Source organism: Streptomyces sp. NPDC048718 (assembly GCF_043198875.1).
Taxonomy (GTDB): domain Bacteria; phylum Actinomycetota; class Actinomycetes; order Streptomycetales; family Streptomycetaceae; genus Streptomyces.
Genome location: NZ_JBICVG010000014.1, coordinates 97,043 through 106,873, shown reverse-complemented (window position 1 = coordinate 106,873; position 9,831 = coordinate 97,043). Strand labels below are relative to the sequence as shown.

Sequence of the window (9,831 nt, the reverse complement as noted above, 5' to 3'; positions counted from 1 at the left end):
CCGCCCCGGCGACCCCTTTCGCATGGATCCACGGTGGCGAATATGCCCAATTGCCGGACTCGCGCGTGGAAGGGAACACTTCTGCGACGGTCGCTTCGTGGCTACGGTGAGACGCGAAACGAGGGGGCAGGCATCGAGCCCCGGGCTTCACGGCCGTGCGCCTCCCTCGTCCGGATCCGTTCCGCTGATCCGAATGATGCGGTCCGTACGCCATGGACCTCGTGCTCCCCGGCCGGTTCTCCCCGGCCGCCGGTGGCAGCCCGTCGAAGGCGGGCCGGCGCCGCGGGTGACGCCGCGCGCCGGCACACGAGACCGTCCGCGGACAGATGACCGGCAGTCCCATGCGGCAGACGCGATGTGCGCGGACAGGAGCAGAGTGAACATCTCGGTGGACGACGCCAGAGTCAAGGCCAAAGCGCTGTACGAGGCACGCGCGACCGGCCGCCCCATCCCGCCCTTCACCGACGAGGAGCCGGCGCTGGACATGGGCGACGGTTACGCCATCCAGCGCGAACTGGTCGCGATGCTCACCGGCGCCGGCGACCGGGTCGTCGGCTACAAGGCGGGCCTCACCTCCGTACCGATGCAGCAGATGCTCGGGGTCGACACCCCGGACTACGGTCCGGTGCTGGCCTCGACCGTGTACGAGAACGGGGCCACCACGCCGGGCGGGGTGTTCATCGCGCCCAAGGTCGAGGCGGAGATCGTCTTCCGGCTCGGAAAGTCCCTTCAGGGGCCCGGCGTCACCGTGGCCGCCGCCCGGGAGGCGATCTCCGAGGTCATGGCGGGTCTGGAGATCGTCGACTCCCGGATCGAGGACTGGCGGATCCGGCTCGCGGACACCGTCGCCGACCTCGCGTCGAACGGTGCGGTCGTGCTCGGTCCGCCGGTCGCGCTGCCCGACGACTGCGATGTCCGCCTCATCGGGATGGCCTTCTCCCGCAACGGCGACCTCGTGGCGACCGGAGCGGGTGCCGCCGCGCTGGGTGACCCGGCGGCGGTGGTCGCCTGGCTGGCGAACGTCCTCGGCGAGCACGGTGTGACGCTCGAAGCGGGGCAGTTGATCATGACGGGCGCGCTCCACGCAGCGGTCCCGATGAGCCCCGGGGACGCTTTCGTCGCCGAGTTCGACCGGCTGGGCACCGTCACGCTCCAGGTGGGCGGCACGGACCCGGGCGAGGGCCCGGACCCGGTCCAGGGCACGGACGCGAGCACGGGCACGGGCACCCGGTCGTAGGACCTCGACGCGCCGCAAGGTGAATCTCCAGACAGGGAAGGGCGATGCAGCCATGAAGCGAAACGGGCGCCTGCCCGTGGCCGTCCTCGGTGCCGGCCTCATCGGGGTCGATCTGGCCGAGAAGATCATGCGTTCGGAATTCCTCGACTGCGGCCTGGTCGTGGGACGCGACGAGAACACGCCGGGCCTGCGGCAGGCGGCCGATCTCGGTCTTCCCATCGGGACGCGCGGGATCGATTCCCTCCTGGACGCCCCCGAGCCGTTCGGCATCGTGTTCGACGCGACCAATGCCATGGCGCACGCCGAGCACGCGGAACGCCTGAGTCTGTCGGGCGTGAAGCTCGTGGACCTGACGCCGAGCAAGGTGGGGCGGATGGTGATCCCGAGCGTCAACGCCGCCGACGCCCTGGACTGCGACGACGTCAACATGATCAGCTGCGGTGGCCAGGCCTCGATCCCGGTCCTGCACGCGATCACCCGGACCCACCGGGTCGAGTACGTCGAAGTCGTCACCACCGCTGCCAGCCCGAGCGTCGGGCGCTCCACACGGCTCAATCTCGACGAGTATGTGGAGACCACACAAGACGCCGTGCGCGACTTCACCGGCGTCAAGGACGTCAAGGCGATTCTCAACATCAGCCCGGCCCGGCCGCCGGCCACCTTCCGGGTCGCCATGTCGATGCTGGGAGAGGGATTCGGCGAGGCGTCGGTGCACGCCGCCGTGACCGCCGCGGCCGAGCGGGTCCGCTCCTTCGTCCCGGGCTACCGGATCTCCGCGTGCGTCGTGGAGGAGCACAAGGTGTTCGTCGCCGCCGAGGTCACCTCCTCCGGCGGACGCATCCCCCGGTACGCGGGCAACCTCGACATCATCAACTCCGCCGCCGTCCATGTCGCCGAACAGTGCGCGGCGGCCGGCCTGGCGGGCATCGCGACCGGGACGGAGACGGAGACGCCATGAGTGTCAGCACAGCGCCGGGAGACGGAGGAAAGCGGATCCTCCTCTACGACGCGTCCCTGCGCGACGGCCATCACGCCGTCCGCCACCAGCTGGACGGCGAGCAGCTGCGCGTCTACGCGGAGGCGGCGGACGCCGCCGGCATCCCGATGGTCGAGGTGGGCCACGGCAACGGCCTGGGAGCCTCCTCCCTCCAGGTCGGACAGGCCCGGCTGAGCGACGACGAGATGCTGTCGATCGTCCGCGAAGCCTTGGGCAACAGCCGGATGGCCGTCTTCATGCTGCCCGGCTGGGGCACGACCGCCGACCTCAAGCGGGCCATCGCCCACCAGGTGGACGTGGTGCGGATCGGGGTCCACTGCACCGAGGGCGACCTCGCCGAACGGCACCTGGGCCAGCTGCGCGAGCAGGGCGTCCAGGCACAGGCCGTCCTGCTGATGAGCCATATGGCGAGCCCCGACCGGCTGGCGCGCGAATGCGCCCGTCTGGTCGAGTTTGGCGCGGACGCGGTCGGCATCATGGACTCCTCCGGCCACTATCTGCCGGCCGACGTCACCGAGCGCGTCGGCGCCATGCGGGAAGCCGTCGACGTACCGGTGATGTTCCACGCCCACAACAACCTCGGGATGGCGATCGCCAATTCGGTCGCCGCCGTGGAAGCGGGCGCCGACATCCTGGACGCCTGCGCCCGGGGCTTCGGCGCGGGGGCCGGGAACACCCAGATGGAGGTCCTGGTTCCGGTCCTCGAACGGATGGGTTTCCCGACGGGGATCGATCTGTACGGCCTGCTGGACGCGGCCGACATAGCCGAGCGCGAACTCATGTCCGCCCCGCCCACCATCGACTCGGTGAGCGTCGTCAGCGGTCTGGCCGGAGTGTTCTCCGGGTTCAAGACCCGGGTCCTGGACATCGCGCGGCGTGAGGGCGTCGACCCGCGCGACATCTTCTTCGAGCTGGGCCGGCGGCAGGCCGTCGCGGGCCAGGAGGACCTCATCGTCGAGGTGGCCCTCGGCCTGAAGGCGGCGCGCGGTGCGTGAGAGCCGCGGCCCCGCGGCGTGTGATCGGGTGAGGACAGCGAGAGAAGAGCCGGTTGTGGACGACACACTGAACGACATCACGCTCATCAAGGACATCCTGGTGAACGAACTGCACATCCGCGAGGAGGACGTCGTCCCCACCGCGACCCGCGAAGAGGTCGGGCTCGACTCCCTCGCCGTGCTCGAACTCGCCACCGCGCTGAACGAGCGGCTCGGCATCGAGGTGTACGACTACGAACTGCTGGACGCCGGCACCGTCGCCGACGTGGCCCGTCTGGTGGCGGAGCGACGGCCGGGAGGCTGAGCCCCACTGTCGATCCGGGTACCGCTCGCCCGACCGAGCGCGGCGGTGCCCTCTCCATCGGGAGCCCCCCATGTCTTCTCCACCCCTGCGCGCGGTTCTCGGAACCCTCGCCTCCTACAAGCCGTCCGACGGCCTCTACGCGTCGGACGACCGGACCTGCCCGCTGTCGGCCAACGAGTCGCCGCACGACCCGCTTCCCGGTATCGCCGAGGCGATCGCGGCGGCCGGCGCCACCGTGAACCGCTATCCGGACCCCGGCTGCGGGCCGCTGATCCGTGCCCTCGCCCGGACCCACGGGATCACGGAGGACCGGATCGCGGTCGGAGCCGGTTCCCTGTCGCTCCTCCAGGCGCTGTTCCAGGCGGTCGCCGACCCCGGCGCCGAAGCCGTCTACGCCTGGCCGTCGTTCGAGGTGTACCCCGCACTCGCCGCCCTGGCCGGCGTGGAGTCCGTGCGGGTGCCGCTGACCCGTGACACGCACGACCCACGGGCCATGGCGGACCGGATCACGCCCCGGACCCGGCTGGCCGTCGTCTGCAACCCCAACAATCCGACGGGCACGGCCCTCGGATTCGACGAGTTGCGGGCGTTCGTGGAGTCGGTGCCGCCGACCTGCCTGGTGGCCGTGGACGAGGCCTATCACGAGTACGTCCGCGACCAGACCGTGGCCAGTGCCCTGCCGCTGTGCGACGCGCACCCGAACCTGGTCGTGCTGCGTACGTTCTCCAAGGCCTACGGACTGGCCGGACTGCGGACCGGCTACCTGGTGGGCAGCGCCCCGATCGTCGAGGCGCTGCGCAAGGCCTGCCTCCCTTACGCGGTGAGCTCCGTCGCGCAGCGGGCGGCCGTCGCGGCCCTCGGCCTCGGCGGGGAGCTGATGCGACGGGTCGACGACACGGTCGCGGAGCGCACTCGCGTACGGGACACCCTGCTGGGCCAGGGCTGGGAGATACCGGACAGCCAGGGGAACTTCGTCTGGCTGGGCCTCGGTCCCCATGCCGAGGACTTCGGAGTGTGGTGCGCGCACAGGGGTGTCGCCGTACGGGCGTTCCCGGACATGGGGGTGCGGGTGTCGATCGGCTCCGCCGAGGACAACGACCGGTTCCTGACGGTCGCGGACGCATGGCGCTCCTCACGACAGATGGCCACGGCCGGTGCCGGGCAGACGCTTCGGGACCGAAAGGCGGCACGGACATGACCACCCCGCACACCGCGCACGGCGCCGTGGACACGTACACGTCCGCGGCCTTTGAAGAGGCCACGGCTTCGGGTACGGCCCCGGCAACGGTCACGGATGTGGCCACGGCCCCGGCAACGGCCCCGACCGCGTCCGCGTGGGCGATCCAGGGGGACGCCGGGATCTCCCGCCATGTCGTCGTCGCACCGGGCATGTGCAGCGGCGGGTCCCTGGTCTTCGGCCGGATCGGCGACTGGACCTGGGAGGTGGTGGGCGAGTCGTGCGACATCAACGTGCACGCCGCCACGACCGCCGGGGGAGACCCCGCGTACCTCTCCTTCTATTACTTCCATGTGCGCGGCGGGGACACCGTTCATCCCCACGGGCTCACCTTCGGCGACGAACTCCGGGTCGACTCACGCTCCTTCCAGTTCGGCAGCCAGTCCGTGGTCACCCTGCACCGGCTGGCCCCCGCCGGCCTGGAGCTTCCCGAAGGCCCGCTGGACCCGTCGGAGGTGTACGAACACCCGCACCCGCACTGCCTGTACGCGGAGAACTTCAACCGGTGGATCGCCCGCACCACCCAGGGCAGCAACCGGGGCCTCGCCCAGGTGGCGCCTCCGGACTTCACCTACCGGAACCTGGCGCCGCTGCCCAACGCCTACTCGCCCCGCTCCCTGGTGGGCCGGGCCCGGGTTACCGGCAGCTTCCACCCCGAGGGTCCCCCCGGATTCCACGAGGCGGGCCGGCCGCACACCTTCACGTACACCCTGGACGTCGTACGCGACCTCAACGGCGCCGGACTGATGTACTTCGCCTCCTACTTCGCGGTCTTCGACACGATGCTGCTGCGGGTGTGGCGCTCGCTGGGACGCACCGACGAGGAGTTCCTGCGGCGCAAGGTGACCGACCAGAAGCTCGGTTACTTCGGCAACGCCGACCCCGGCACGGTCTTCGAGATCACTGTCCGCAGATGGCGCAGCACCACCTCCCCGGGCGTGGAAGTGTTCGACATGGCCCTGCGCGAGACGGCCACCGGGCAGCTGATCGCCGTCACCGCGATCGAACTCTGCGACGTCCCGGAGGAAGCGTGATGTCCGGACAGCGGCCCACGGCGGAGGCCGTGGCCGGAGGCGGTCGTCCGACCGAGGACGCCGACGGTTCCCGTGACCTCGGCGCCACGGTGTGGCTGACCGGTCTGCCCAGCGCGGGCAAGAGCACGATCGCGCGGACGGCCGCCGCCGAACTGCGGGCGGCCGGACGGCGGGTGCACATCCTGGACGGCGACGAGGTGCGCGCTCGGCTGACCGCCGATCTCGGATTCTCCCGCGAGGACCGGAACGCCAACGTCCAACGGATCGGGTTTGTCGCGGAGTTGCTCGCCTCGCACGGCGTGACGGTCCTGGTGCCGGTCATCGCCCCGTACGCGGACGCCCGCGCGACGGTGCGCGCGCGGCACGAGGCCGCCGGCACCGCGTACCTCGAAGTGCACGTGGCCACCCCGGTCGAGGTGTGCTCCGTACGCGATGTGAAGGGACTGTACGCCCGGCAGGCAGCGGGCGAGATCTCCGGACTGACCGGGGTGGACGATCCGTACGAACCGCCGGCCGCACCCGAGCTGCGGATCCCGGCGCACGAGCAGAGCAGCGAGGAATCGGCGCGGGCACTGGTCGCGCTGCTGCGGGAGAAAGGGCTGGCATGACGACGGCGACGACACGGTTGGGGAGAACCGGCGAACCGCACGCGCTGACCCACGCGGACCTGCTGGAGTCGGAGGCGGTGCACATCTTCCGTGAGGTCGCGGGGGAGTTCGAACGGCCGGTGATCCTCTTCTCCGGCGGCAAGGACTCCATCGTCATGCTGCATCTGGCGCTGAAGGCGTTCGCCCCGGCGCCCCTGCCGTTCGCGCTGCTGCATGTGGACACCGGACACAACTTCCCCGAGGTCCTGGAGTTCCGGGACCGTGTGGTGGCCACCCATGGGCTGCGCCTCCATGTGGCCTCCGTACAGGACTACATCGACCGCGGTGTGCTCAAGGAACGCCCCGATGGGACCCGCAATCCCCTGCAGACCCTGCCGCTCACGGAGCGGATCCAGGCGGAGCGGTTCGACGCGGTCTTCGGCGGCGGACGCCGTGACGAGGAGAAGGCCCGTGCCAAGGAACGGGTGTTCAGCCTCCGGGACCAGTTCTCGCAGTGGGATCCGCGCCGCCAGCGCCCCGAGCTGTGGCAGCTGTACAACGGGCGGCACGCCCCCGGCGAACACGTACGGGTGTTCCCGCTGTCCGACTGGACCGAGCTGGACGTGTGGCAGTACATCGCCCGCGAGGGCATCGAGCTGCCGGAGATCTACTTCGCCCACGAACGCGAGGTCTTCCAGCGCTCCGGGATGTGGCTGCCCGTGGGCGAATGGGGAGCCCCGAGGGACGGCGAGACGACCGAGAAGCGGCGGGTCCGCTACCGCACGGTCGGCGACATGTCCTGCACCGGCGCCGTCGAGTCCGACGCGGTGACCCTGGACCAGGTGATCGCGGAGATCGCCGCGTCCCGGCTGACCGAGCGGGGCGCGACCCGCGCCGACGACAAGCTCTCCGAGGCCTCCATGGAGGACCGCAAGCGCGAGGGGTACTTCTGAGCATGACCACGACGACCACGCCCGCCACCGCGGAACTCACGACCAGCGCGCTGCTGCGGTTCGCCACCGCCGGATCCGTCGACGACGGCAAGTCCACCCTGGTCGGCCGGCTGCTGCACGACTCCAAGTCGGTCCTGGCCGACCAGATGGAGGCCGTGGAACGGGCATCGGCCGGCCGGGGCCAGGACACACCCGACCTCGCCCTGCTCACCGACGGTCTGCGTGCCGAACGCGAACAGGGCATCACCATCGATGTCGCCTACCGCTACTTCGCCACTCCGAAGCGGCGGTTCATCCTGGCCGACACACCCGGGCACGTGCAGTACACCCGCAACATGGTCACCGGCGCGTCCACCGCCGAACTGACCGTGATCCTCGTCGACGCCCGCAACGGCGTCGTCGAACAGACCCGCCGCCACGCCGCCATCGCCGCCCTGCTCCGCGTCCCGCATGTCGTCCTCGCGGTGAACAAGATGGACCTGGCCGGCTATCGGGAGTCCGTCTTCGCCGCGATCGCCGAGGAGTTCACGGCGTACGCGACCGGACTGGGCATCGGCGAGATCACCACGATCCCGATCTCCGCCCTGGCCGGCGACAACGTCGTGGAGCCGTCGGCGCACATGGACTGGTACAGCGGTCCGACGGTGCTCGAATACCTGGAATCGGTCCCGGTCGGCCACGACCTCACCCACCACCACGCCCGGCTGCCCGTCCAGTACGTCATCCGCCCCCGCACCGCCGAACACCCCGATTACCGCGGTTACGCCGGCCAGATCGCCTCCGGCACCTTCCGTGTCGGCGAGCAGGTCACGATCCTCCCGTCGGGCCGTACGACGCGGATCGCCGGCATCGACCTGCTCGGCAAGCGGGTCGACACCGCCTGGGCCAGGCAATCGGTTACCGTCCTGCTGGAGGACGACCTCGACGTCGCGCGGGGCGACCTGATCGTCCCGACCCGGGACGCCCCGCCGACCACGCGGGACATCCAGGCGACCGTCTGCCACGTCGCCGACGAGGCCCTGACCGTCGGCCACCGGGTGCTGCTCAAACACGGCACCCGCACGGTCAAGGCCATCGTCGAGGCGATCCCGGCCCGGCTCACCCTCGACGACCTGTCCCTGCACCCGCACCCCGCCCGGCTGGTCGCGAACGACATCGCCCACGTCACACTCCGCACCGCCGAACCCCTCCCGGTCGACCCTTACGCGACCTCCCGCAGCACCGGTTCCTTCATCCTGATCGACCCGGGGGACGGGACGACCCTGACGGCGGGGATGGTCGGCGAGTCCTTCGCGGCGCCGGGGGAGCGGATTGAGGAGAGTGCTGAAGGGGACGAGGGCTGGGACTTCTGAGGGGGCGGGTCTGGGGGAGAGTGGGGAAGGGGGCGGGGAGGACTTCACCGGAATCCACGGGGCGCCGAGCTTGGCCGGAGCACCCCCGCGGCTGGCGGGGAGGACAACCTCTTCCACAACCAAGTCGCCAACGGCACCGGAACACCCCCGCGCTGGCGGGGAGGACCGTCGCTACCTGTACGCGAGCCCGTGGTGCGTCGGAACACCCCCGCGCTGGCGGGGAGGACGCCACCCCGTGGTGCCTGGCGGAATTCGGGTCCGGAACACCCCCGCGCTGGCGGGGAGGACACCTCCACCATCTGGTCGTGTACGTCGTCGGCCGGAACACCCCCGCGCTGGCGGGGAGGACACACGATCGGCAGGATCGACCCCGCGCCACACCGGAACACCCCCGCGCTGGCGGGGAGGACACGAAGAAGGGCTCGGACGCCGTCAACCGGGTCGGAACACCCCCGCGCTGGCGGGGAGGACACACTCCCGCGCAGACCGGGTACCTGTCCGCGCGGAACACCCCCGCGCTGGCGGGGAGGACCCTTCCTGACCTGCGACTCAAGAGTGGCTTTGCTCGTTCTTTGACGAAGGGGGAATGGGGACGTACTCGCGTAGCTGCATAGGTCCACCCTATCCAAGGCGGGGACACCCGACGGCTGTTCGGAACGGTGCTGTCGGAGGATGCAGCCGCTCCTCATGTGCCTCTGTCATGCCCGTCTTTGGTTGGCGTGTCAGTGGCCGGTGCTTGGATCCAGGGAGCGCGTCGGCCCCGCTGAGCGGAGGCGTGCCGAGGCCGGACGCAGCGGTGGAGGAGGCAGTCGTGTTGCCCAGGAATGACGCACCGGACGAGTCGTTGACATCGCCCGCGACCTCACCATCTGGATGGCTGCCCGCAGTATCAGCACTCGCTAGCCCCGATCGCGCCTCGGCGTCGAACCTCTGCGGCCTGTTTCCGGGCCGCTGCTGCCTCTGCTCTGGCCCTGGCACGATCCTCCTCGAAGACCAGCACACAGGCCAGCGCGTCCAAAGCTCCAGCGATCCTCTCCCGCCAGTCACCGAACTCGACGGAGTCCGCATCGGACGGCTTCTGCGACTTCACAGAACGGAGATGGCGCAGGGCGTGCTTGAGCATGGGGTCAACCAC

The 9,831-nt window shown here is 70.5% G+C and carries 9 protein-coding genes and 1 CRISPR repeat array; all 9 genes read left to right on the top strand.

The features are described 5' to 3' along the window. The first annotated feature begins 376 nt into the window (after window positions 1-376). The 9 genes from ACGFRB_RS25085 (at window position 377) to ACGFRB_RS25045 (ending at window position 8,696) form a co-directional block, all read left to right on the top strand. The gene (locus ACGFRB_RS25085) at window positions 377-1,237 is read left to right on the top strand and encodes a 2-keto-4-pentenoate hydratase (protein WP_393246126.1); all 861 of its coding nucleotides are present in this window, start codon (window positions 377-379) and stop codon (window positions 1,235-1,237) included. Between the two features lie 52 nt (window positions 1,238-1,289). After that, complete coding sequence (locus ACGFRB_RS25080) at window positions 1,290-2,195, top strand: acetaldehyde dehydrogenase (acetylating) (protein WP_393246124.1); 906 nt, start codon at window positions 1,290-1,292, stop codon at window positions 2,193-2,195. Continuing rightward, window positions 2,192-3,229 carry a 4-hydroxy-2-oxovalerate aldolase gene (gene dmpG / locus ACGFRB_RS25075; protein WP_393246122.1) on the top strand — a complete coding sequence of 346 codons (1,038 nt, stop codon included), beginning with the start codon at window positions 2,192-2,194 and terminating at the stop codon, window positions 3,227-3,229. The genes ACGFRB_RS25080 and dmpG overlap by 4 nt, the downstream gene beginning before the upstream one ends. Before the next feature lie 55 nt (window positions 3,230-3,284). Beyond that, window positions 3,285-3,533, top strand: a complete 249-nt coding sequence (locus tag ACGFRB_RS25070) for an acyl carrier protein (protein WP_393246120.1) — start codon at window positions 3,285-3,287, stop codon at window positions 3,531-3,533. A 70-nt stretch (window positions 3,534-3,603) separates the two neighbouring features. Next, window positions 3,604-4,731: a histidinol-phosphate transaminase gene (locus ACGFRB_RS25065; protein WP_393246118.1), complete on the top strand. Its 1,128-nt coding sequence runs from the start codon at window positions 3,604-3,606 to the stop codon at window positions 4,729-4,731. Beyond that, complete coding sequence (locus ACGFRB_RS25060; RefSeq protein WP_393246116.1) at window positions 4,728-5,804, top strand: LnmK family bifunctional acyltransferase/decarboxylase; 1,077 nt, start codon at window positions 4,728-4,730, stop codon at window positions 5,802-5,804. Before ACGFRB_RS25065 ends, ACGFRB_RS25060 begins: the two co-directional genes overlap by 4 nt. Beyond that, window positions 5,804-6,412 (top strand): adenylyl-sulfate kinase, encoded by a 609-nt coding sequence (gene cysC, locus ACGFRB_RS25055; RefSeq protein WP_363007043.1) that lies wholly within the window; start codon window positions 5,804-5,806, stop codon window positions 6,410-6,412. Before ACGFRB_RS25060 ends, cysC begins: the two co-directional genes overlap by 1 nt. Next, complete coding sequence (gene cysD, locus ACGFRB_RS25050; protein WP_393246114.1) at window positions 6,409-7,344, top strand: sulfate adenylyltransferase subunit CysD; 936 nt, start codon at window positions 6,409-6,411, stop codon at window positions 7,342-7,344. Before cysC ends, cysD begins: the two co-directional genes overlap by 4 nt. 2 nt (window positions 7,345-7,346) lie before the next feature. Continuing rightward, window positions 7,347-8,696 carry a sulfate adenylyltransferase subunit 1 gene (locus ACGFRB_RS25045; protein ID WP_393246112.1) on the top strand — a complete coding sequence of 450 codons (1,350 nt, stop codon included), beginning with the start codon at window positions 7,347-7,349 and terminating at the stop codon, window positions 8,694-8,696. 14 nt (window positions 8,697-8,710) lie between these two features. Then, window positions 8,711-9,228: a CRISPR direct-repeat array (repeat unit 29 nt; unit sequence CGGAACACCCCCGCGCTGGCGGGGAGGAC). Between the last annotated feature and the right edge of the window lie 603 nt (window positions 9,229-9,831).

Excerpts from the sequence above, each read along its gene's own strand:
- ACGFRB_RS25045 (WP_393246112.1), top strand. The coding sequence starts at position 7,347 with ATGACCACGACGACCACGCCCGCCACCGCGGAACTCACGACCAGCGCG.
- cysC (WP_363007043.1), top strand. The coding sequence starts at position 5,804 with ATGTCCGGACAGCGGCCCACGGCGGAGGCCGTGGCCGGAGGCGGTCGT.
- cysD (WP_393246114.1), top strand. The coding sequence starts at position 6,409 with ATGACGACGGCGACGACACGGTTGGGGAGAACCGGCGAACCGCACGCG.
- dmpG (WP_393246122.1), top strand. The coding sequence starts at position 2,192 with ATGAGTGTCAGCACAGCGCCGGGAGACGGAGGAAAGCGGATCCTCCTC.
- ACGFRB_RS25080 (WP_393246124.1), top strand. The coding sequence starts at position 1,290 with ATGAAGCGAAACGGGCGCCTGCCCGTGGCCGTCCTCGGTGCCGGCCTC.
- ACGFRB_RS25060 (WP_393246116.1), top strand. The coding sequence starts at position 4,728 with ATGACCACCCCGCACACCGCGCACGGCGCCGTGGACACGTACACGTCC.
- ACGFRB_RS25065 (WP_393246118.1), top strand. The coding sequence starts at position 3,604 with ATGTCTTCTCCACCCCTGCGCGCGGTTCTCGGAACCCTCGCCTCCTAC.